We start from the raw sequence: 23,150 nt of genomic DNA on the forward strand, positions 1-23,150 counted from the left end.
GCTCGGGGCGCCGAGAGATTCCAAAGAGAAGTCGGCGGTTACTTCTCTTTGGTTGCCGTCGCCAACGCGACATTTTCTTTAGTTAATTAGACTATTTATTAATTTCTTCAACAGTTCTAATTACAGCTTTTTTTAAAGCGCTGCGCATAACTTCGTTAGTTAATTGATCCAATAATGTCTTATGGAGGACCCCCATACCCTCATTATTGGCCATAGTTGCATCAAATAATTCACGTGTAATTAATTCTTCCCCTAGCTTATTTACTAATGAAAGTGAAAAAGAAACATTTCTATTGCAGTCTAAAGTCCACGCACCATGACAATTAACATCAAAACTCATCAGGTCTGCAGAAATTAACATTTCAACTTGATTATTTATTGCAATATTACTTAGTAGTTTCGCTTCGCTAGATGCGGGTATTATGTCAATCTTTTTTGCATTTACACCTAATGATTGAAGTTCATCAATAAAGGCATTTCTTATAAAGTCGGCAACTCTAACAAATTCCTGTCCATCACTTGTCATGCCGATTGTTGCAGGGCCCATTCGCATAACTGCTTTTTCTGCTAATTCATCTTTAACAGTGGCAAGGTTTCTTTTATCTCTCCATTGGGTTACACCAATAGAGTCGATGTTTTTAACCTCTACACTTTCGATTGTTTTTTTATGGTATTCCACAGGGAATGAGTTTTGTATAGTACAACCAGATAAAATGGATAAGAAAGTGGCAGTTATAGTAAGTTTTTTTAACATATATTTATTTCCATATAAGGCTAAATATCGCACTTTTATCAAGTGCAAACCTAAAAAAGTTTAATTACTTACAATGATACACAAATTTTTATGAAAATAAGATCAATACTTTCAAATGGCTAAGTTATATTACAAATATAATAAACAGGTAAAAATTTGTAGGGGTCATTTCTATATAACTAAAAAGTAGATACAAACTCTCATCACAAACTGCTACAACAATCCCGCTCAGGCATGATTTAACAATTTGCTTAAACTATCTGTTTCTATTTTAGATTCAATCCTCTATATTCAGCCTAGGCGCCCAAAGGAAAAACAGCACTCAATTTAGGGATAAATAATGATTAAATGGATTTTATTGATACTACTTTGCGTATTCACTTCTCTCCCGCAAGCATACGAGCAATACTCGCAAGAACATTGCGATAGTATTGTAAAAGAACGTGAAACAATACGTTCACGGTTGCGTCAAAGCTATAAGGTGAAAGAAGGTGAGCGGTTAAAAGCACGGTTTAAATATTTGTTTGAAGAACTTGCAAAGCATTGTGATAAGCCCAAACAAACCAATCGAACATATCAACGCTCTTCGGCTTACAGCTCAAGTAACAATGCATTATTGCACACGCGGGTGCCTAATATGAAATTGCATAGCGACAGCTATAGCGATCCCGAAAAGCTAGCTGCATGGTCTGAATTTTATACTTTACCAAAGCGATGCCGTTCAAAAGGAATGCAATCATCCGATTTCGTGTGGTGCAGTGAATACCGTGGTGAACAAAAGCGCTTATTTGAAGCCCAGTGGAACAAGCGACGATAAAGATGTTGAGCACAAAATGGCGCGTGCTATTTGTATTTATTGTGCTGTTAATTGCAGCGGCACTTATTGCTAATCACCTAACTGGGCGGGTATTCAACTACCATGATCCTATTGGCAGTGTACGGACTATTTACGAGGATTTAAAAGTCGAAATCGAAGTAGTTGAAGAAACAGAGCAAACCCTAATTAAACCCTCTGCAGGCTCGTTTACCACTAAAACAGTAATACAAAACCATTTACCACAAGCCGATACAACGCGTTGTACAGATGTTTCATTAGGTGAAGTTAAATATAAGCGTAATGGCAATATTTACACTTGGACTGATAGCCATGGTGTGCCCCATTTTAGTGATACTAAGCCAGACTTTGCGGTTGAAACACTTGATACTGACTTAGTTGAGCCGCTCGATTACTTTGAATTAACGCTACAGGCCGCTAATTTACCGCCGTCGTTTACAGAAGAATTGCGGATAAAACTAAATACTGTGTTTAAAGTATATGGCCAAATTATAGGGGCAGATGCATTAAAAAAGGTAAGGTTAAACCTGACTGTATTTGCAACACGAAGTCGTTACGAACAAGCGATTAAACAGCGCGGGGCAGATCCAAGTAATACTGATGGTATATATTTTCATGCTACTAACTCTGCGTTTATATATTATCGAAACGAACAAAGCGCAATGCGCACAGCAATACACGAAGCGGTACATGCTATAAACAAAGCAATACTAGGCACAACTCCTCGTTGGCTTAATGAAGGGCTGGCTGAATATTTTGAATATACCAAAAACAGCATGCAATTAGTCAGCATTGAACCTCACCTAAGTTGGATAAGTAACAAACACATAGCGCAAAGTGTTTTCACTATTAATTGGTTGATAGGTTTAGATAACAAATGGCAAACAGCTGATGACACTAAACTTTATGCGAGCAGTTGGGCGGCGATATATTTTTTAATGGGCTCGAGCAAAGGCAAGCAGTTTTTAAAAAGCGTTATGTTAGCCGAGCAAAATTCACCTTGCAGTAAACTCACAGCTGAAACACTGGAAAGTATGTTGTATCAGCACTTTCCGCAGCTATCTAAAGACTATAAAACATGGTTAAACAAACCATTTATAAAGCACCGTTTTTAAAAAGATATTTAAAGCTGCGCTTTTCGCGTCAGCAAGCTTAACGCCTACGCTGATAAAAAGCGCTAGGTTGTGTTTTCTGCCCGTCGCTCGCTGCTCGAAACCCGCTGTCTTCTCTTTGTGCAAATATAGTTTTAAGTGATTTATTCGCAAAGAGGTTATGAGGCGCTGCGCTAAAGAGGTAACGCAAAAGGGACTAGGCGCTTTAAGCTCGAACCTCGAAGCTCGAAGCTCGAAGCTCGAACCTCGAAGCTCATTTCGTATCTATTTAAATAATATTGCAATCATATTAAATACCGCTAAACTAATCATTAGTATATTAATGACCGATTAGGTAGTCATTTATGAGATCTGAACAAGCATTAAAACTGGCGCGTCGATTGGGTGATTTAATTCGCCAGCATCGTACTTTACTTTATACCCAGAGCACGTTCGCTAAGATGATTGGTGTATCTCGCTCCACGGTACAAAAGCTTGAGCAAGGGGAGGTAGTAAAAAGCGATATATTGTTTGAATCCCTTGTTGTACTTCAATTGCAAGGCTCATTACTGGATGAAATTAACGAGCTTGCCGCAGATGTGGGCGGTTATAATGCAAGACAGCGTAAAAGCAATAAAACTCAGGTGATTAACGATGACTTCTGAAGCCTATGTATTTATTGACGGTTTAGAAGACAACCCGGTAATTTGTGGTTTTTTTAAGTTAAATACACAAACAGGCCGAGGTGAGTTTAATTATGGTAAAAGTTACCTTGCGCGCTCTGATGCGTTTGCGCTCGATCCGCTGCATTTACCATTACAGCCTGGCATCGTTAGTTATTCTGCCAATAAAGGTGTGTTTGGGGTGTTAAGTGATGCGGGGGCTGATTCGTGGGGGCGTAAGCTTATACTGTCGCTACATAATACCAAACCAAAAAATGAGCTAGAATTTTTACTCGCAGGCTCTGGGTATGGTGTTGGCGCCTTGGTATTTAGTTTGTCGCGCAGCGCATCAAAACATAAAGCGAATAAAAATACTTTAGCCGATTTAGCCTTATTGGATCAAGCAAAGGACGATTTGCTCGCCAATAAAACGATTTCACAGGAAGCAAAAAAAGCCTTTGAATTTGGTCAAAGCATGGGGGGAGCAAGACCTAAAACCTCTGTGAAAATTGACCAAAAACTTTATTTGGCAAAGTTTAATCGTCAAGACGATTTGTTTAATTTAGCTAGGGCTGAGCATGGCGCTATGTGTATGGCTAATGAATTGGGGATTCGCACTGCAAATACCCGTATTCATGAAACAGAAAATGGCGATGTTCTGTTAGTTGAACGTTTTGATGTAAGCGATGACTTACCAACTCATCACTTTTTAAGCGCCAATAGCTTATTACAAAAACCAAAAGTCGCGATAAACGACTTAGCAACATACTATAGCTACGGTGAATTGGCTGAATTTATTCGCCACCACACAGGTGAGTTCGCTGCTGATGCTACAGAGCTCTACAAGCGAATGGTATTTAACGTATTTATTGGTAATACTGATGATCACAGCCGAAATCATGCATTTTTGTATCACTTTTCAGGGCAAACGTGGCGTATGAGCCCCGCTTATGATATTACCCCTATTAATAACTCAAAGCAGCATGGCATAGGGCTTGGTGATGATGGCCGATATGCTAGTATCGATAATTTACTGTCGCAAGCCAAACGCTTCGGCCTCAACAAGGCTCAAGCAACAAAAATAATTGCCGAGGTTGAGAGCTATACTCGCCAGTGGCCAGCGCACTTTAAACGTTTTGCTAATATCAGTGATATTGACATAAAACGCTTAGAAAGCGTGATACCCTCTATAAGTTAAAGGCTAATAAAGCAGTCATTAGTGGTTTAATGACTGATTAAGTAGTCATTTATTAATTGGCGCTTATATGAACCTTAAAGCGGGAATGAGAAGGCAGCGGGCTTCGAGCGACGAGGCGCGGGTAAAATGCAAAAGCCTATAAATACGCGATATAAAATTGCTGCTACAGAATAATATTTGGCTTTTTTATTTCCTCTAAAAGCGCAGCGTCTCATAATCTCTTTATGAATAAATTACTTAAAAATTATTTGAACACAGAGAAGACAACGGGCTTCGAGCGACGAGTAGCGAGCTTGTACAAACACTAGAACCTAGAACCTAGAACCTAAAACCTAAAACCTAGCTCGTAGCCCGAAACCCGCGTTCCAAACATAAAACGCGCTGCATAAAGCCCTGCCTACAGGTTAGTCGGCCAGGGCGCTATTTGTGGGTTGATAAGCGCCATTATCTAACGCATCAAAGTAGGCTTGATAACGGCCGTTTTGTTTAAATTTAAGTAATTGCTGGTTAAATATTTCAAGCCGCTGTTCACTGAGTGGGTTATTTTTAGGGAACATCATAAAGCTTTGGTTTACCAACAATGCTTTGGGGTGGTGATTAATAGCGCTGAATAGGTCAGGTAATTTACTCGCTAATGTGAAATAGCCTACGCTTTGCTCTTCGGCAAAGGCGTCGATTCTGCCCATAGCTAAGCGTTTAAAGTTTTGCTCTGTGGTACTTACTCGCGACATATCGAATAAGCCTTCATCGGCTGCTTTATCAAAGTCTTTGCCGTAACTGTAGGCAAGCCCACCACCGAGTAATAAGCCTTTTAAATCGTTTAGATTTTGCCAATCAAAAGGGCGTTGTTTATGATAAAAAAATACAAAACGCTCGTTTAGCACTGGCTCACTGTAAAAATAATTCTTAGTACGTTGTTGTTCAAACATCCATACGGCAGTGGCTGCGTATTTATCATTAATGGTGTCGTGGTAAGCACGCGGCCACGGTAAAAAGGTAAAGTTAACTTTAATGTTAGCTTGTGCAAATATATCGGTAATTAAATGCGCAACCACGCCTTTGTGAGGCAGCGATTCGCTTAAAAAAGGTGGCCATTCGCCTGTACTTATATTTAAAGTAGCATGGTGATTAGGCGCTTTGCTTGAGGGTTGTATTGCTTCAATTGCGTGCGTGTAATGACTGGTAAAAGCCATCAGCAAAAAAGATGCGATATAAATACGGTATCTTAATTTAGCTGATAACATAACATGCATGTGTATAAGTCTCTCCTTCTATTAAATATACCCTTTTGGGATATAAAGCGGCTTTGAGCGTTGCTTAAAAAACAGGCTATTTTAAAGGCGTTAACTGAATGTAGGCTTAAGGGCTATACCGTCGCTTTACAGACTTATTTTAAGTATTTTTATGTTACCGCGTTATTCTTTTGTTTGCATGTTTTTTGCGCGTTCTTCTGCATCGATGAGTGCTTGTGATTTAGGCGCGCGTTTTTTTTCTTCTATTTTTGGTTTTTGTGGTGAATTTGGATCCCAGCTTTCATCAAGCGATAAATTAGCAAATGGATTGCTGCTTTGTGGTGAGTTATCAGGCTTACTTGGCTCTTCAGGGGCAACCTTTACTTGCTCAGGCATTACTTTTATTTTTTTAGTTGGTAGTGGCGCGTCGGGATCGAAAGTGCGTACTTCTGGCTCTTTAAAGTCGTGTTCAGTGGTTGAGCTTAATGATGAACGCTGCGTTTTTGCAGGATGGAAATCAGCTTGTGGCTGATGGGGTACAATGGGTTCAGGTGCGCTGTGTGAAGGCTTTATAGGCGCTTCTTGTTGTACCTTTTTGATTGGCTGATTTATAGGATTACGCTGAATTTTGGTTTGTTTGGCTTCGGGGTCAAAATCTCTTACTTGTGGCTCGGCAAACTCTGTTGCATTTTTTATCCGCTCTAAGGTTGCTTTAGCAGCTGCTTCAAACTCTGCCGTGTTAGGCTCCGGCTTTATTTTCACTGTATTAACTCGACTAGAATCAGGCTCTTTACCCTTGCTTTCGACGGCTGGGTTTTGCAGAACAGAGCCAGTCACCATCGGCTCAGTAACAACACTGTGAGTTTGATCATTGTCGTGACTTGGGGACATTTGCAATGGTATGCCAGTATCAGCCGTTTGTTTATTTTGCTTAATATTGCGCAGGCGCATTAATACCACAACCGTAATTACCACAATTAACAATAGTGCCACACTTGGTAATACTAGCGAGATTATATTAGCCCCTTTGGGCATTGAAGAGGCAATAACGGCTGTTTGCTCGCTGGCTTTTATAGTGATAGGTACGGCGGTTTGTGCAGGCTCAACGGTGGCTTTTTTTACCTCTGGTTGCGTATTTTCCTCAGTGTTTGATAATTCACTGGCCGGTATTTTGCCGGGCTGTGCATTTTTTTCAGAAGCGCTGCTTTGTTCAGCCGCTGCTGTTACATTGACTTGTGACTCATCAGGTGCTGTTGTGGTTGATGCTACTGGGGCATTTTTTTTAGCTTGCTCTATAGTTTGAGTGGCGCTTTTTTCGATTACATTATTTTGGGGTCCAGTTGCACTTTGCTCAGTTGCAGCGTCTGGGAACGTTGACTGTAAAGTGGGTTCTGTTTGTTGTGATTTTACAACCTCCGGGGTCGATTGTTCAATAACCGGCTGCGGTTTAGGCTTTGGTACTGGCAAAGTGCGTGCCGCTTGCGGATCACTGCAGTTTTTTTCAAAGTCTCGCGCAGCATTACGGTATTTACGGCTGGCTTTATTATTGCTGTGTTGCTGCATTTCTTGTTTTATAAGAATACACATAGCTTCGTTATAAGCGGCACTGCTGGCACTATAAAACAAAGCAAAACAAAAAAGTAAGCAACTCAGTAACGGTTTCATAAAACTCAAAAGTGGTTAAGCATCAATGCCCTAATCTTAAGCGTAAAGTGAAAAATTATCTAGAAGCGCCTAGCGTTAATTAGGGTCTGTTGACCTTTGCGGATTACAATTTGTTCAAACTAGGGGCGGTTTAATCGCGGCGCGAGGTTTGTAACCTAGTGGACTAAGTAAAAACCGAGCAACAAAGAGTAAATCGCTCCTAGGCAGAACCCGAAGGGCAGCGCCTGTTTGGCATTGATGCTGCGTTATCGCCTATTTATGGGGAACAACCACACTACATAGGCTCTGCCTTGCCTAAATACCAAACAGACTGCTGCAAATTTAACCTTGAAAGGTCAACAGACCCTAGTCAATTACCATTAAGCTTCGGTACTCGTCGTAAGCAAATTGATCGGTCATACCGCTAATGTAGTCTTGAATTAACCGACAGCGATAATAAAATTCATAGGCTGCAAAATGATCGGGCTCTTCTTGCATCGCATTTATGGCATGCTGATAGCTACTTAAATGCTTTTTAGAGAGCTTTTTAACGAGTCTCGATTCTATTAATAAGCGGTTGTCGCCATGCAATGCACGTTTAAAGTCATCGCTACTCAAAAGCAGCAAAGGTTTATAACAATCGAGTAGGCCATTAATAATACGGTAGCCTTGCAGTTCGAGCTTTTCGACTTCTTTGTGCGAAAATACATGCTCAAGCGCGACTTGTTTGAGCGCTTGGGTTGCTGCATGCAGGTAGCTGCGATCTTCTAATAATGCATGGTTAAAGTCGCCATGATAAATTGGCTCTATGTTTTCAATAAAGCGTTTTGCGGCATGGTTTACTAGCGGGTGCAGTAATGACACGCGTAAATAAATAAAAAACTCACTATTAAAATTAAAGGGCTGTGCTTGTGCCCGTTCTATGGCGTAGTTTATGGCGTCGTCCACAAAGCTTTGGTGTTGGGTGTCGTTAAGGGCTAAGTTAATTAGCGCTTTTTGATACTGCTTTTTTAGTTGCTCGCATAATAACTGTGTGGTGATAATGTCTTTTTCTACGGCGTCTTCTATGTCGGCAAGGCAATAAGAAATATCGTCAGCGGCTTCCATAATATAACTGGCAGGGTGACGGCAATAGGGCTCCATTTTCAGCTCAGTTTGCAGTGCCTCTACAAAGCTTTTTTCACTGTAGTAATACCCCACTTTTTTCATAATGTAGTTTTTATTTTGAGGAATATCTTGCTTCGCTAAACTTGCAGGGCGGGTGTACTTTAAAATAGCGGCAGTTTGGCTATAGGTTAAATTTAGGCTCAGCAAAGAGTGAATAATACGTATTCCTTGGGCGTTGCCTTCAAAGCTGCAAATATCTTGGGCTAAATGTTTAAAAATAACGCCAATGCTGCTGTTTGTTGTTTGGCAACGCTCAGGCGTAATGCTGGCTAAATTAGCATTAAACCAATTATTAATAGCCGCTTCGCCAAAGTGACCAAATGGTGGGTTACCAATGTCGTGCATCAGGCAGGCCATTTCTACTAGGGTTTCTAGTGGGCGCTCTAAACCCGACAAACCATATTCTTTTTGTTGCTGGTAATTTAAATTGGCAAAAATGCGCTGCACAATAAAGCGGCCAACTTGCTGAACTTCTAATGAGTGAGTTAGGCGCGAACGCACTGCCGCGTTGCGCTCCAGCGGAAATACTTGGGTTTTTTGTTGCAGCCGACGAATGGCTGCACTATTAATAATTCGGCCACGATCGCTCTCAAGCGCCATTTGTAAATTGGCAGTGGTGCGCTGCATACGTGCAGGGGTTACTTTGCTACTGAAGTTGATCATGGTAATCCTTTTTATGTGAATTAAGCACTTATTAAACGCACGATTATTTATTTTTAATAGTTTGCTTTAATTTATCAGCATGTATCATAAAGTAACAACTTGCTTTAGTATTATTTTTTATAAAATTAACATACATCTAGGTATTTAAAATGAAGTTGTGGATCACTAAGGTAATGTGTTTTTGCCTTTTATTGGGTGTGAATAGTGCGTTTGCCGCTAAAGAGCAAACGGTTGTTATGATCTCTATTGATGGCTTGCGTTGGGATTACATTGAAAAGCACGGTGCGCCTAATTTAAAAGCAATGGGTGAGCAAGGCGTAAGAGCGCAAAAAATGCAGCCTGTTTATCCTACTAAAACGTTTCCAAATCATATTTCGGTGATCACCGGTTTACTGCCAGTTAACCATGGCATTGTAGATAATAAGTTTTGTGACAAAGCGCGCAATAATGAATGCTACAGCATGGGGAAAGGACAAAAAGACAGTACCTGGGTACGCGGCACGCCACTGTGGAATTTAGTTAAAATGCATGGGCTTAAATCGGCGGTATACTTTTGGCCTGAGTCGGATGCGCGCTTTAATGGTATGACGCCTGACTATTATTTTCATTACTCTAAACAAGGTGACTACCAAGACCGAATTGATCAAATCATTCAATGGTTAAGCTTACCTAAAGCACAGCGCCCACGTTTTGTGGCGAGTTATTTTTCGTTAGTCGATAGCATGGGGCATGAATATGGCCCTGATGCGGTGCAAACGCGTGATGCCGTTAAACAGCTAGATGCGCTGATGGGGCAATTAAAAACCCGCTTGAGTAAGTTAGAGCAAGAGGTAAATCTGGTGATTGTGTCTGATCATGGTATGGCACAAGTTGAGCCTGAGCAGAGCATTGTTGTGAGCAGCTTACCTAAAGATGATAATTTTATGGTTGTTAATACCGGTCCTCGATTACTCATTTATACTAAAAGCGATGCTAAAAATGCAGATGTAGAGGCTTATAAAGCCCGTTTACAACATGCAGCAAAAGGACGTTACACGGTACTAACAGAGGAGCAGCTTGCAGGATATCACTATAATAAAGGCACTCGTGTGGGCGATATTGTGGTACAAACGACAGCGCCTGCGGTATTTAGCAGTAGTGCTAAAGTGCCTTACTTAGGAACGCATGGCTATGCCTATACCGATGATATGGCAGCGACATTTATTGCTACCGGGCCGGCGTTTAAAAAAGGGGTGAGCATTGAGCGAGTGAATAATTTAGATATTTACCCTGTGCTTGCTAAGGTGATGGGTTTAAAGCTAATGAGTAAAGTGGATAGCGATGGTAAAACCTTACTCCCTGCCATACAACAGAAAATGATTAATCATTAAAAAAGAGCGCCGAGGCGCTCCGCAAGGGAAACTTAATTGGTAAGCATGGGTAATTTACCCATGCTGATATTGTTATTTAAGCTGAATTTTGAGAATACATTTATTATTCAGAATTGAGCTTATTTAAAGTTAGCGATACTGGTTTTTGTGTCGGTAACGGTACGAATGGCGTACGACTGATTGGTCACCCCAAATGGGATACCGTTTACGCTCCAGTTAGGGTTTGAGAAATAGTCGTACTGTGTTGCACTGCCAAATACAAATGGGTAGGCCATAATACTGGCAAATTCATTTTGTACACCGTGCCCCATACCATCAACGTATACACCACCGGCTGTATCGCCTTGCTTACGTGAATGCGCTAAACCTTGGTTATGACCAAGCTCATGAACAAAGGTTGTGGCTCCACAATCGATTGCGGTGATTGAGTACATGCGGCTGCTCATTGAGCTGTATAAATTACCATTTGTGCCTTGGCCAACCCATGCTAAGCCACATGAAATTAAACCGTTACCTGCACTTTGGCCTGTACCGAGTACGGCAACCATGTCGGCTTTCCAATCATTGCGTAAACCATCTACGTAACTACTATTTGTGACGGCATTTAACCAATCTTCAGAAGGGGTTACTGCATAGTCACCTAAATTTTGAGTCCCAACTAAACGTAGCGTAATGTCAACGCCATTTTGGCTGTATACTTGGTTACTAAAAGCAATAAGCTGATTAATTTTGGTATTGATATTACTGGTAGCTGCTGCAGATTGATCGGTATATAAAATACCAATATCAATGGTTTCTGCTGACACTGTGCTGGCCGCACATAGCGCCGTTGCAATAGCGGCTGTTGAAATTACTTTTTTCATTGTTGTATTTCCTTACTTTTTACGATTGCAGTGTTTACTGCTAGGTCTTGTTGCCTGCGTTGACAGGTTTGTTTAAAAAGAGGGCGTGTTTTCAGCACGAGGTGCAAATGGATCTATGTCATCCGCATTTTTTGGTGCAGGTTCACCAACCTGATGCTCTATATGTGTTTTATATAGGTCACGCTTAGCTGCAATCCAGCCATATTGACCTTTACTTTCAAAAACATAATTACCACTTGGGGCTGTAAATTGACCGTAAACCGCATCATTGCCAACGGTTAATATGGTGGTGTGCATTGCGCCATTGGCCCCAATAACCTGACCAACAATGCTTTTATCGCCGTTACTGGCACGGGTAACATTGGTTATTTCAGCGCTGTAGGTTTCTGCGGTTTGCGGTATTGCAAGGTCAAAATTATCACCCGTTTTGAGGGTTTTTAGCGCCGCTAGATCAAATTCTATGTAGGCTTCATTTTGTAAATCGGTTGGCAGTACTTTTGCCGCTTTAAGTATTTCTTTAGCCTTTGCTGAAGGTTTATTAATTGCGTCAAATGAGTTTGAAGGTACGTTTGATTCAATGTTAGCGGGTTTTGCTGCAATAGGGTCTTTACTCATATCAATGGGCGATGGGTTATGTGTTTTTTTTGCAAACTCAGAATCAACAGGAACGATATCAATAGCAATGGGCGCTTCTACCTCATCGGTTTTTTTCTGATCATTAAGCAGCGTATACAAGGCAAATACAGACAAAGGAATAGCGATAGTTAAAACAATGTAACGTTTCATCTGTTTCTCTTTTAGGTTAAATGGTGAACTAATTGTTAAGTTTTATCTTAAAAAAAGAATTAGATCAAATTTAAATTGTAACCATAAAGTGGTAATTGCTTTTTTTATAACTTATTGTAAGTATTTGCTTTACCTTTTTTAGGTATACTTTTTTGGTTTAATAGGATGGCTTTTTTGTAGTAATGGCGCACCCTGTGGCATGTTTTTGGGTACGTGTGTGTTTTTTAAATCACACCGATTTTGACAAGTAAAACTGACCAATAAAATTTTTTAGTAACGTGATCATTTTTCATTATTCAAAGGGCTAATTGCAAAGTATAAATAGGCAAAGTATGTTGTATCGTTAAACACCTATTAAAAGAGGGAATTATGGCAGGGACTGATCAGTTACTTAGTCGAATTATGGCAGGACTTGTTGCGGTCATTATTGGTTTTTCAAGTTCTATTGCATTGATTTATCAAGTGGTGATCACCTTAGGTGGTACACCTGAACTTGTGGCAAGCTGGATATTAATGCTGGGGCTAGTAATGGGCGGTACGTCTATTATGCTGTCGTTTTATTATAAGGTGCCCATTTTAATTGCATGGTCGACCACCGGTGCAGCATTACTGATCTCAAGTGCCCAGGGCTACAGCTTACATGAAGCGATAGGCGCATTTATGCTATCAGCCTTATTGGTATTGGTATCTGGCATTACCGGTTGGTTTGAAAAAATCATGAACCGTATTCCCAGTGAACTGGCCTGTGCTATGTTAGCGGGGGTATTAGTCACATTTGGTATTGATGTGTTTAACTTTATGAACGACTTGCCATTGGTGATTGGTTTAATGGTGGTGGTGTACTTTATTGGCAAGCGCTTTTTTGCTCGTTTTGCAATGCTAAGTGTATTGTTAGCGGGTATATTTTTAACCTGGTATATGGGAAATATCGATACTAGCACCGTGCAGTGGCAGGCAAGCAGCTTTGCTTATATTGCACCAAGCTTTAGTTTGCAGGCATTTATAAGTATTAGTATTCCTTTGTATATAGTAACTATGACTTCACAAAACTTACCCGGTTTCGCTATTTTAAAAGCGCATAACTATAAAGCGCCAATATCATCGTCATTAACTGTGACCGGGTTAATAAATTTAGTAACCGCGCCATTTGGCACCTATTCAATTAATTTAGCGGCCATTACGGCTGCTATTTGTATGAGCGAAGAGGCCGATAAAAACCCTGATAAGCGCTATTGGGCGAGCATTGCTGGTGGGATGTTTTACATTATTATGGCGCTGTGTGCTGCAATGCTAGTGGCGATTGTAGCAAGCCTGCCGCAAGCACTGGTATTGGCGTTAGCGGGTATTGCTTTGTTTGGCACCATCGCTAATAGTTTGCAGCAGTCTTTGCACAGCCCCGAATATACAGAGGCGGCCATTATTACCTTTTTAGTTACGGCTTCTGATTTAACGTTATGGTCAGTCGGCTCTGCGTGCTGGGGGATAATAGCAGGGGCACTCACGTTAATGGTGACACGTAAGAGCTAAGAGCAGATTTTAGGTGTTAGGTGCGGGGATCGGGTGTCGAGCAACGGGTTTGGTACTGTGCGCGCGAGGTAAACTCACGCCTACAGTCGATCACCGCACTTAGCTGATCTCTTGCTGATCGCTGACAGCTAAAACCTAACCGCTGCTCTTCCCGTTTTTATAGCATTGGTTTTAACACATCAAACATGGCGTCTATGTGATCGTCACGGTCGTTAAGCGCTGCTATATAACGGTATTTTTCGCCGCCGGCTTCTTCAAAAATCTCTCGGTTTTCACCTTCTAATTCTTCAAGTGTTTCTAGGCAGTCGGCGCTAAAGGCAGGGCTGATAATAGCCACATCTTTAATTCCTTCGCCAGGTAAGCTCTCAAGAGTTGCATCTGTGTAAGGTTTTAACCATTCAGCTTTACCAAAACGGCTTTGGAAAGTGGTGATCACTTTGTCTTTATCTAGGCCTAGCTTTTCTACCACTAAACGGGTGGTTTGTTGGCATAGGCAGTGATAGGGGTCGCCATTATCTAAAAACTGTTTAGGCATGCCGTGATACGAAAACACCATTTTTTGTGGCATGCCGTGTTTTTCTAAATCTTCGCTAATGCTGTTAGCAAGCGACTCTAGGTAGGTTGGGTTTTTGTGATACCCATTTACAAAGTGTAGCTCAGGCACCCAGCGCCATTTTTTTAATACATTTGCCACGGCATCAAATGTTGAGCCTGTGGTTGGACTTGAATATTGTGGGTAAAGTGGTAACACAATAATGCGGGTTAAGCCTTTATCTCTGAGCTCTTCAAGGCCCGCTTCGATTGATGGATTACCATAGCGCATCGCCATAACCACTTCGGTGTTGGTATAGCCGTGCTGTTTTAATAAGGCATTTAATTTAATGCTTTGTTGGCGTGTAATGTGGGTCAGTGGCGAGCCATTTTCAGTCCATATGCTTTTATACAATTTAGCTGAGCGCTTTGGGCGTATACGCAAAATGATGCCATGCAGAATAAGCATCCACACAATACGCGGTATTTCTACGATACGAGGGTCTGACAAAAACTCACGTAAGTAAATACGCAATGCACTTGCTGTTGGGGCATCGGGGCTACCTAAGTTGGTCAGAAGTATTCCCGTTTTTTGGTTAAAACGCCCGTCGTGGGGATTGTCGGTAACGGCAGAAAATCGCGACACGTTGTGCTCCTTCAAGCAATGGATTTATAGGTATCTATTTAGGCTTAGTATAACGAATAAAAGAGTATTTTAGATCAATCATTTAGCCATTTTAACCATAATTCTAAATGGGGTCGGCTTTTTGGCTTCGAGTTGTTGTAGCTTAACAATCGATTTCGTATTGAAAATATGTCCTTTAGGCAAAAGCATAATACCTGTATGGCTGTGCAGTGAGTTTGCCAATATCATATTTTCTTCGAGTTCTTGTGCGCTCATCACCTTTATTGAACCAATAGAGCTGTCAGAGGCAATGAGTTTAGCGTGGCTGGCTTCAAGTGCATCGACAATACGCGGGTGGTATAAGCTGCCACTGTTTGATTTAATACTATTGAGCGCAAATTGATGGCGTTGTTTTGTTGTAAGTAACGGCTCACTTTGCTCGTAACTCTCCCAATAGTCACGAGCAACACTGAGCACCATAGCACCAATGGGAATATCGTTTTTAGCAAGTCCTTTGGGAATACCTTTGCCATTGTAGCGTTCGAATTGGTGGTAAATTGCATCAGACACATCGCTTAAATGAGTCGCAGGCATGAGCATTAATTGTGAAATACTTGGGTGGGTGTAAAATGTTTTTCTTTGAACTTCATTAAGCTCGTTAATGGGTTTGTTGTAAAGCTCAGGGTCCATAGCAAGTAAACCAATTTGAGCCAAATACCCCGCAATAGGCGCAAGTTCAATGCTTTTTTGCGATACGTTAAGGTAACGCGCTATTTGAGTACATGTACCGGCTATATTTTCTGCTCTTTTACCATCGAGATAGGGGTTTGCATTGATAAAATTATAAAGCAGTTCAACAGTAGATTGGTGCTCTCGTTTTTCACTTTCATTAGCGACTTCAAGTTTTTTTAATACGCTTCTTATTTGTTTTGTCCGCTTTTCGACGAGTTGCTCTAGGTTAGTATTCAGCTCTTTTAATTGTTCATTTTGCTGATTTACATGGCGCTGTAAAATCTCATTTTGCTTTTTGAGTCTAAACTTTTCGACGCCTGATTGGATAACGCTAATTAAGTGATCGTTTTGCCAAGGCTTTTGCACGTAGGCGTGAATGCCTCCTTCATTAACAGCACTAATTGTTGACTCTAAATCAGAAAAACCAGTTAACAAAATACGCTGGCTATCGGGGGCAACTTTTCTTGCTTTAGCTAAAAACTCAGCACCACTCATTAGTGGCATACGCATGTCACTGATGACGACATCAAACTGTTTTTTTTGCATTTTTTCAAGTGCATCATGGCCACTGGTTGAAACACTCACATCAAATTTATATTGGCGCAACAGTCGTACTAAAGATTTGAGTACATTGGCCTCATCATCTAGGCATAAAATGCTCGGCGGCTGTTCATTTAATTGCTCTAATACATCAATGTCCGTCATTTTTTTACCAATAAGATAGTGAGTTGTATGGCTAAATTTAGTCTAAGCTTTGGTTGTAAACAACTGATTTATTTAAGCCGTTTCCAAGTATAGTATTTGAACAATACGCAAATCATTGTTGTTAGGATTAAATAAGGTAACGCTGTGTTGTAGTTTGTATCTATTTTTACTGTAATTCTCTGTAATTCAACGTGAAGATGAGTACTGATATATAAGCAAAATCGAGAGTGTGACATAGCTTACTCAATTTGTTTGTTGGCATGTAATATGGTCAGTACGTCGTCAGTTAATGTGGGCTTCTTAGGTAACGTAATATAAAAAGCAGTGCCTTGGTTTAACTGGCTTTCAACCCGAATTTGGCCACTATGTTGCTCTATAATTGCTTTACTTATAGCTAGCCCTAACCCTGTGCCTTGGCCTATTGGTTTTGTAGTATAGAAAGGGTCAAAAATTTTATTTAATTTGTCCTCATCAATTCCACTGCCATTATCGGCAATGGTTATATAGGCATTTTTTTTATCGGCTTTAGTGGTAATAGTGATGACACCGACTTTGTCGCAAATGGCTTGAGCGGCGTTAAAAAATAAATTTAAAAATACCTGAGAGAGCTGGGTCGAACGTCCTGTGATGATAACGGGTTCTGTGTCGTAGTGTTTTTCAACGTTGGCGTTGTATTTAATTTCGTTCCAGGCAACACGTAATGTGTTATCAATGAGCTCTGTTATATCAATATCGCCAATTTGGGTTTGATCCGGATGAGCAAATTGCCTTAATCCTTGAACAATCTCCTTAACACGATCAGCCCCTTCAGTCATTTCAGCAATGATATCGCTTGAGTCTGTTTGTAATTCATCAAATTGATAATGTTGTAGCGTATCTGCTAATGTTTGCTGCGCTATGGCTTTTTCTGCTTTGAGTGCGTTAATTAAATGACTAAATTGCTCAAGGTTGTAAGCCAAATTTTGGATATTACTGACAATGTAGCTTAAAGGGTTGTTTATTTCGTGTGCAACGCCTGCCGCCATTTGCCCTAACGAAGCCATTTTTTCAGAGTTGATTAACACTTGTTCAATGTTACTTTGTTTTTCTTCCATTTCTTTTTGTTTAACAAGTAAATTTCGTTTTTCAAATTGTGAAATTGTATTCCCTGCAAAGCTGACAAAGCGTTGCATTAAAGTAATATCGTGCTGATTAAATGCGCCAATTGTTTCTGAAAAAATATAGAGCTGGTAGCTTTCTGTACTGGTACTTACTGGGGTGGTGAGCATTGCATGCTGCGAATGCCAAAAAGGATCAGTTACTTGCCAATCAGGAAGTTGGTGTAAGTTAAATACATTTTTAATGTCTCTATTGGGTTTATTTAGTGCTTTGAGTTGGGTAATTATTTCATCACTTTGTGGGTGCGATGCTGTAATTAACGTCGTGGTTTCATTGCTGGGGTTTATTTTAATTAAAATAGCCGCAGAAAAAGCAATGGCTTGCTGCAAAATATCAAAAAACTCAGTGAGTAAGGTTTCAGTTTTGTCGTTCTTTAAAATGGCATCTAAGCCATTTAAGATCAGGCTATTAAAGGCACGGTTTTCTTCAAGTGCTAAATTATGAACTTGTAATAAGTGTAGCTTTTCTAACAGTATTTCATTGCTACTCATTCAGGGCCACCAAAGATTTCGCATGAAATCATTAAATTACCATGTTTACTTGTTGAATCGCTGAATGTGCCGAGCTCCCCAAAAGTAAAGCCCATAATAAACGGTGTGTTGGGTAATTGTGCTGCAATAGACTCTTTAACTTCTTGCATGGCGTCTTTAATTGACAGCATACAGCCTCCGCAAAAAATGATAATGGCGCCGGTAATATTTTTTATGGCATGGAGTTCTGCCAATTTAGTTAATGAGGTGACAACCATATCACCTCGTTTAATTAATTGCTCTGGGCTTCCCGAAGCTAAATAAATAGTATCGCCAACGCTTAAATTTGAAAATAATTCTAGCGTGCCATTTTCAGCTACCGCTGGATGACTTAACAGTAATCGAGGGATTTCATCATTTAAAGAAAGGGCGCTTGCCAATGGGGTCATTGTTGATTGAGCAAGGATATTTCCTGAAGTTAAGGCGTTTAAACCTATGTTTTTTCGCCACTGATTATAAACATCAAACGCGGGCTGGTTATCAATTGTTTTTAATAAACGACCATCCACGTCTGTCACTGTACCTTGCTGGTCGGTTTTATCGTAGCCTGAACTATAAAAGCCGAATGTTTCTACACTGGGGTATAACACCGCAATAATAAAACCTTGTTGGTATACATTTTCAGTATCGCTAAAACACCACTTTGCTGAAATATCGTTGTCGGCGCAACTTCCTCCAAAAACAGGTATACGCTGCCCGATAGCATCTTGAATTCCCTGCAAAACCAGCTCCTCATTACCTGGGACTTGAAAGCACCAGACCATTTTTGGGGCGAGGCCTGCTTGGCCTGCATTAGCAATGGCTTTAAGTACGGTTTGAGCAGCATTTTCTCTTAGATTATCGGCTGCATTACAACTTGCAACACCATAATGACCATTTGAGTCTTTAATCGAGAATAAACTAATACTTTGCTCATTTAATGATAGGGTTTGGTCGGTTGATGACCCAAGACACGAAGAGATGATTAAACAATTGCGAGTGTTTTTTAAAAAGCCTGGCTGGTTATTAAAAAGGTATTTAATGGTATCGGTTGTAGCAAACCCAAGCAGTAAATCTGGGCTGTTGTTCGTAAACTGACTAACAGGTTGGATAAATTTATCTATATCGCTGCCGTGAGTGTGAAAAGTATCAATGGCGAACATAGATGCCCCTTGGTAATAACAATAGCCACAACCGTGGATGTTTTAATTATTAATAATCGCTTAGAATTTATTCTAGACTATATATTAAATAGAATGAATTTAGCTGCTAATTATTAGTCGATATCACCTTTGCCCACGAGTTTTATTTGTCGTGCTGCGTTTAAATTTATGTTAGCGTTGCGTTAAAATCAAGCTAATAATATTGACATTTTCAGCCCCGGTAAAGCTGAATAAGGTTGCTAATTACTTATATCCTCATCAGTGTATAGAAACGCTGGATCAATGTAGGAGGCCTAAAAGGGCACTCATTAGCTGAGCGAGGTAATTATAGCTACGAGTAAATAACTTTATTGCTTATGTGTTTAGGCACAACATGCTGATGTGAATTTATTTAAATCATTAAGTAACGATACATGGATGAGCTGTGTGAACAATTTACTAGGCACAAGTAAAACTCATTTGAGGTATAAATAGTGGCTTTGCGAATTTTATTGGTAGACGATGAACTCAATGTATTGAAATCTTTAAAACGAGTACTTGTTCGTTCAGGTTATGATGTAATGACGGCATCCACTGGTTTTGAGGCACTTGAAATATTAGCGGCTAATCAAGTTGAGATAATTATTACTGACTTTAGAATGCCAGAAATGAACGGCGCTGATTTATTACGCCAAGTTAAAATTAATTGGCCCGATTGCGTAAATTTAGTGCTCAGCGGGTATGCTGATTTTAAGTCTGTGGTTGAGTTATTAAATCAGGGATTAGTATTTCGTTTTTTAGAAAAGCCATGGGTTGATAGTGAGCTACTTGAAAACATTAGCGAGGCGAAAGTAAAATATGAACAGCGCCGAGCTAAAAGAGTAAGAGATCAGTTATTAATGGGCAGTATGTCGGCATTAATAGAAATAGACAATGACGGCATTATTAATCGTTTTAATGCACCTGCCGCTGAAATCATTTCAGATATTCATTTATACGAAAACAAACACCTCGCCAATTTAGATACAGCTCAAAACAAAGCGGTAAGTCAGTCGTTTGTTGATAAGCAAAGCAGTACACTTTTTATTAATTATGCTTGCACTTCTGATCTAGCTAAAAGCGAAGAAGTTATGATTGAGCGTTGTTTACATGACGGTTTTTGCCAGCTTTTAAAGTTATCAATTAACTCAAATAGTATGAGTAATATTTTTCAACTTACCAGAACACCATCAGTGGTGACTAACGAGTCTGATTTTTATCATCATTTAGCCCTGTGTGAAGCGAATAAAGAATGTTATGCCCTCGTTTATATAGGTATTGCGCAGTTTCAATTAATCAATGATCTGTTAGGCGCAGAAGATGGCAGCCACCTTATAAAATTGGTTTTGGAGGTGCTAAAAGGCGTATCAAAGCAACCGGTGAAAGTTCTTCATAAGAGCGCCGATCGGTTTGTATTATTTGTTCCTGAAATTAAATCTGATAGTGAAATTTTAACCGATTTAAATAAGGCGATGAATGATCTGAAAAAACTACTCCCTAGTAAATATAACGATGCCCATGTGCAGCTTTATGGCGTGTATGGGTTGTTTCCTGAAGATAATTTGAAAGGAAAAGAACTCGTTAATCAAATGCAGTTGACGATGAATTACCAAGTAAGTGAACAACAGCGTATTTGTTCTCGGTTTGATCCTCAGCTGGTAGCCGATTATAAAAAGAACTTTGAGTTAAGCCGTTTATTATTAACAGCGGTAAGTAATGATGAACTGTCGTTGCGTTTTCAGCCAAAAGTAGACACTAAAACAGGGCAAATATTGATTGCTGAGACGCTTATTCGCTGGTATGAGCCGAGTAAACATGGCTGGGTACCGCCAGCTCATTTTATCCCGATTGCTGAATGTGATGGCCAAATTATATCAATAGGACGCTGGGTTATTTCTCAAAGTTGTAAAACGTTAAAATATTGGACAGAGAACAATACAGGCGTGCGTGTATTGGCAATTAACTTATCTGCTAGACAATTAAAAGATGATCCCGATTGGATTGACTTTATGCTCGAGTGTTTAAGTCGCAATAATTTAGAGTCATCACAGTTGGTTTTTGAGTTAACAGAAACCTATTTAATAGAAGATTTTACTATTTGCGAACAACAGTTAATAAAATTAAGAACGTGGGGTTTAAGTTATTGATTGATGACTTTGGTGTAGGTTACTCATCACTTGGCTATCTTTCTAAGTTGCCAGTAGATGGTGTTAAACTAGATAGAGCCCTTATTGCTGATATAGAGTCGTCTTTAGCGATGCAAAGTATGATTCGTAATATTACGCGTATGTCACATGATCTAAATCTTAAAGTTGTTGCTGAGGGAGTAGAAACAGCCTATCAATGTGAATTAATTAAAAAGTTAGGGTGTGACTACATACAAGGCTATTACTATAGTGAGCCTTTAGAGCAGGATGATTTTTGTAATTACTTAAGCCATTTCAATTCTCAAGGTGCGCAATGAGTTCAATAGCGGTAGTCATACTAGATGACGATGCTTTTTTATTAAAAGTATTACAAAGAACTATTCATCGAGCCTTTCCAGAGGTTGATATAATGACAACCTCTGATATTGATGAATTTTGGCAACTACTAAACACTAAGCAAGACCTAGATTTAGTATTAAGTGATTATTTAATGCCGCAAATGAATGGTTTGGATGTTTTAGAGCAATGCTCGTCGCAAAACCCTTACCCAGTGAGGGCATTACTTACTGGCGATATGACACTGAGTACCATGATGCGACAGCCTAATGTTGTGCATGCTTATCTTGCTAAACCGTTTAATGAGGCAGACATAACCGCACTTTTTAACAATGTGGCGGCGTTAAAGTCGTTACCCTTTGCTTTTAATGTGCGCAGGCAGTTAGGGGCTATGATCAGCTTTCCTGTTTATCCTCTTATTTTGAAAGAACTCAGGGAGTTAGTACAAAGCGATGAATTTGATTTACACGACATTGCCCATGTTGTTTCTCAAGAGCCAATAATAACTGCTAAATTGTTGCAACTTGCAAACTCATCTTATCTTGGGTTTGTAAGGCCAACATCGTCAATTGATGAAGCTGTGTCGAGGCTCGGAACAACGATATTAATGGCTATCACCACTTCTTTATTAGTTGCCAAAAATTTTGAATCATCCATTCCTTCGGCTATCCATGAGAAACAATTGAATATAGCAGCGAATTACGCTAGTTGTGTTAAGCGTTTTGCTAAGCAGGCAGGTTTTAACTTACATGATCAAGAACTATTATTTTCAGTGGCGTTATTGAGTTTTGTTGGCAAAATTATTTTGCTGTCTCAAGGGGAAAGTGAAGCGTATTTTGAGCATGAAAAAGCCGTGAGTGAAGAATATGCTAGTTCTAACTTTATTTCGGCCTATGTTTTAAAGTTATGGGGATACGACACGAAAATGTGTAGCTTATTAATGAGTTGCCATGATTTAGCCGCCACTGATGATAATGAGTTAATTCCGCTTAATCATACGTTATTTATTGTTAGGCAAATTCTTTTTGATAAACACTCCCCCATGCAGTTACGCGCATACTGTGACTCAAAAGGTGTAGACCCTATACTTTGCCATCTAATTAGTGAATTTGATTGGCATAGTTATACCTCTTAAATAGGCCTGTACAAAATATTGTTTAAAAATGGACAGTACTACATAACTAGCTATGTATAGTTTTTTCTGAGTACCCTTTCTTCCCTTTATTATCTACTTTAGTCTTATAAAAACCGCATAAAACCTCATTTGGAGTGTATTTTTTGCTCATTGCAGAGTAAAAAATATACAAAACCGTTATTTTCACTAATTATGAATAAAACCTCATTATTAACATTGTATTAACTTTGGGCGCTGTGATATTAAATTGCTACTTTGGTTGTATTTTGAGCTTTTATAGGTGTTATTTTCCTGTTTTT

At 39.8% G+C, this 23,150-nt stretch carries 17 protein-coding genes and 1 pseudogene; 8 read left to right on the forward strand and 10 right to left on the reverse strand.

What is annotated here, in order from left to right:
• Positions 1–91 precede the first annotated feature (91 nt).
• Complete coding sequence (locus PTET_RS16360; protein ID WP_036955386.1) at positions 92–754, reverse strand: hypothetical protein; 663 nt, start codon at positions 752–754, stop codon at positions 92–94.
• Positions 755–1,094: 340 nt separating this feature from the next.
• On the opposite strand from PTET_RS16360, the gene PTET_RS16365 reads away from it, so the two are divergent.
• The 4 genes from PTET_RS16365 to PTET_RS16380 all read left to right on the forward strand — a co-directional run bounded on the left by PTET_RS16365 (position 1,095) and on the right by PTET_RS16380 (position 4,540).
• Positions 1,095–1,571 carry a hypothetical protein gene (locus PTET_RS16365; protein WP_036955383.1) on the forward strand — a complete coding sequence of 159 codons (477 nt, stop codon included), beginning with the start codon at positions 1,095–1,097 and terminating at the stop codon, positions 1,569–1,571.
• Positions 1,572–1,573: 2 nt separating this feature from the next.
• Positions 1,574–2,704, forward strand: coding sequence for a DUF1570 domain-containing protein (locus tag PTET_RS16370; RefSeq protein WP_096038970.1), 1,131 nt, complete (start codon positions 1,574–1,576; stop codon positions 2,702–2,704).
• Positions 2,705–3,045: 341 nt separating this feature from the next.
• On the forward strand, positions 3,046–3,345 hold the full coding sequence (locus PTET_RS16375; RefSeq protein WP_096038971.1) for a helix-turn-helix domain-containing protein: 300 nt from the start codon (positions 3,046–3,048) through the stop codon (positions 3,343–3,345).
• The gene (locus tag PTET_RS16380) at positions 3,335–4,540 is read left to right on the forward strand and encodes a type II toxin-antitoxin system HipA family toxin (protein WP_096038972.1); all 1,206 of its coding nucleotides are present in this window, start codon (positions 3,335–3,337) and stop codon (positions 4,538–4,540) included. Before PTET_RS16375 ends, PTET_RS16380 begins: the two co-directional genes overlap by 11 nt.
• Positions 4,541–4,944: 404 nt before the next feature.
• On the opposite strand, the gene PTET_RS16385 is transcribed toward PTET_RS16380, so the two are convergent.
• From PTET_RS16385 to dgt, 3 genes are all read right to left on the reverse strand, one after another.
• Entirely contained in the window at positions 4,945–5,793 is an 849-nt protein-coding gene (locus tag PTET_RS16385) for a substrate-binding periplasmic protein (RefSeq protein ID WP_096038973.1), read from the reverse strand.
• Between the two features lie 162 nt (positions 5,794–5,955).
• Positions 5,956–7,437, reverse strand: coding sequence for a hypothetical protein (locus PTET_RS16390; protein ID WP_096038974.1), 1,482 nt, complete (start codon positions 7,435–7,437; stop codon positions 5,956–5,958).
• Between the two features lie 345 nt (positions 7,438–7,782).
• Complete coding sequence (dgt, locus tag PTET_RS16395; protein WP_016899096.1) at positions 7,783–9,246, reverse strand: dGTPase; 1,464 nt, start codon at positions 9,244–9,246, stop codon at positions 7,783–7,785.
• A 149-nt stretch (positions 9,247–9,395) separates the two neighbouring features.
• On the opposite strand from dgt, the gene PTET_RS16400 reads away from it, so the two are divergent.
• Positions 9,396–10,616: an alkaline phosphatase family protein gene (locus tag PTET_RS16400; RefSeq protein WP_036955370.1), complete on the forward strand. Its 1,221-nt coding sequence runs from the start codon at positions 9,396–9,398 to the stop codon at positions 10,614–10,616.
• A 119-nt stretch (positions 10,617–10,735) separates the two neighbouring features.
• Here the strand turns inward: PTET_RS16400 and PTET_RS16405 are convergent, their stop codons facing one another.
• Together PTET_RS16405 and PTET_RS16410 are read right to left on the reverse strand one after the other, a co-directional pair.
• The gene (locus tag PTET_RS16405) at positions 10,736–11,479 is read right to left on the reverse strand and encodes a zinc-dependent metalloprotease family protein (protein ID WP_024602595.1); all 744 of its coding nucleotides are present in this window, start codon (positions 11,477–11,479) and stop codon (positions 10,736–10,738) included.
• Positions 11,480–11,551: 72 nt separating this feature from the next.
• Positions 11,552–12,265: a hypothetical protein gene (locus PTET_RS16410; protein ID WP_096038975.1), complete on the reverse strand. Its 714-nt coding sequence runs from the start codon at positions 12,263–12,265 to the stop codon at positions 11,552–11,554.
• A 369-nt stretch (positions 12,266–12,634) separates the two neighbouring features.
• Here PTET_RS16410 and PTET_RS16415 point away from each other — a divergent pair, with 369 nt between their 5' ends.
• On the forward strand, positions 12,635–13,792 hold the full coding sequence (locus tag PTET_RS16415; protein ID WP_096038976.1) for a benzoate/H(+) symporter BenE family transporter: 1,158 nt from the start codon (positions 12,635–12,637) through the stop codon (positions 13,790–13,792).
• Between the two features lie 157 nt (positions 13,793–13,949).
• Here the strand turns inward: PTET_RS16415 and hemH are convergent, their stop codons facing one another.
• From hemH to PTET_RS16435, 4 genes are all read right to left on the reverse strand, one after another.
• A complete protein-coding gene (hemH, locus tag PTET_RS16420) occupies positions 13,950–14,969 on the reverse strand; it encodes a ferrochelatase (RefSeq protein WP_064663630.1) in 1,020 nt (339 codons plus the stop codon).
• A gap of 78 nt (positions 14,970–15,047) precedes the next feature.
• Positions 15,048–16,385 carry an HD domain-containing phosphohydrolase gene (locus PTET_RS16425; protein ID WP_096038977.1) on the reverse strand — a complete coding sequence of 446 codons (1,338 nt, stop codon included), beginning with the start codon at positions 16,383–16,385 and terminating at the stop codon, positions 15,048–15,050.
• A gap of 239 nt (positions 16,386–16,624) precedes the next feature.
• The gene (locus PTET_RS16430; protein ID WP_096038978.1) at positions 16,625–18,034 is read right to left on the reverse strand and encodes a sensor histidine kinase; all 1,410 of its coding nucleotides are present in this window, start codon (positions 18,032–18,034) and stop codon (positions 16,625–16,627) included.
• On the reverse strand, positions 18,031–19,215 hold the full coding sequence (locus PTET_RS16435) for an FIST signal transduction protein (RefSeq protein ID WP_096038979.1): 1,185 nt from the start codon (positions 19,213–19,215) through the stop codon (positions 18,031–18,033). Before PTET_RS16435 ends, PTET_RS16430 begins: the two co-directional genes overlap by 4 nt.
• 473 nt (positions 19,216–19,688) lie before the next feature.
• Here PTET_RS16435 and PTET_RS16440 point away from each other — a divergent pair.
• Positions 19,689–21,697: pseudogene (locus PTET_RS16440) on the forward strand (EAL domain-containing response regulator).
• Positions 21,694–22,851, forward strand: coding sequence for an HDOD domain-containing protein (locus PTET_RS16445; RefSeq protein ID WP_096038980.1), 1,158 nt, complete (start codon positions 21,694–21,696; stop codon positions 22,849–22,851). Before PTET_RS16440 ends, PTET_RS16445 begins: the two are co-directional and overlap by 4 nt.
• Positions 22,852–23,150 lie beyond the last annotated feature (299 nt).

Origin of the sequence: Pseudoalteromonas tetraodonis (assembly GCF_002310835.1) — a bacterium.
In the GTDB taxonomy this organism is placed as follows: Bacteria; Pseudomonadota; Gammaproteobacteria; order Enterobacterales; family Alteromonadaceae; genus Pseudoalteromonas; species Pseudoalteromonas tetraodonis.

Bases quoted from the DNA above. Each gene is read 5' to 3' on its own strand.
- PTET_RS16385 (WP_096038973.1), bottom strand. From the start codon at position 5,793: ATGCATGTTATGTTATCAGCTAAATTAAGATACCGTATTTATATCGCA.
- PTET_RS16375 (WP_096038971.1), top strand. From the start codon at position 3,046: ATGAGATCTGAACAAGCATTAAAACTGGCGCGTCGATTGGGTGATTTA.
- PTET_RS16370 (WP_096038970.1), top strand. From the start codon at position 1,574: ATGTTGAGCACAAAATGGCGCGTGCTATTTGTATTTATTGTGCTGTTA.
- PTET_RS16360 (WP_036955386.1), bottom strand. From the start codon at position 754: ATGTTAAAAAAACTTACTATAACTGCCACTTTCTTATCCATTTTATCT.
- PTET_RS16430 (WP_096038978.1), bottom strand. From the start codon at position 18,034: ATGAGTAGCAATGAAATACTGTTAGAAAAGCTACACTTATTACAAGTT.
- dgt (WP_016899096.1), bottom strand. From the start codon at position 9,246: ATGATCAACTTCAGTAGCAAAGTAACCCCTGCACGTATGCAGCGCACC.
- PTET_RS16415 (WP_096038976.1), top strand. From the start codon at position 12,635: ATGGCAGGGACTGATCAGTTACTTAGTCGAATTATGGCAGGACTTGTT.
- PTET_RS16400 (WP_036955370.1), top strand. From the start codon at position 9,396: ATGAAGTTGTGGATCACTAAGGTAATGTGTTTTTGCCTTTTATTGGGT.
- PTET_RS16410 (WP_096038975.1), bottom strand. From the start codon at position 12,265: ATGAAACGTTACATTGTTTTAACTATCGCTATTCCTTTGTCTGTATTT.
- PTET_RS16405 (WP_024602595.1), bottom strand. From the start codon at position 11,479: ATGAAAAAAGTAATTTCAACAGCCGCTATTGCAACGGCGCTATGTGCG.
- PTET_RS16380 (WP_096038972.1), top strand. From the start codon at position 3,335: ATGACTTCTGAAGCCTATGTATTTATTGACGGTTTAGAAGACAACCCG.
- PTET_RS16390 (WP_096038974.1), bottom strand. From the start codon at position 7,437: ATGAAACCGTTACTGAGTTGCTTACTTTTTTGTTTTGCTTTGTTTTAT.
- PTET_RS16435 (WP_096038979.1), bottom strand. From the start codon at position 19,215: ATGTTCGCCATTGATACTTTTCACACTCACGGCAGCGATATAGATAAA.
- PTET_RS16425 (WP_096038977.1), bottom strand. From the start codon at position 16,385: ATGACGGACATTGATGTATTAGAGCAATTAAATGAACAGCCGCCGAGC.
- PTET_RS16445 (WP_096038980.1), top strand. From the start codon at position 21,694: ATGAGTTCAATAGCGGTAGTCATACTAGATGACGATGCTTTTTTATTA.
- PTET_RS16365 (WP_036955383.1), top strand. From the start codon at position 1,095: ATGATTAAATGGATTTTATTGATACTACTTTGCGTATTCACTTCTCTC.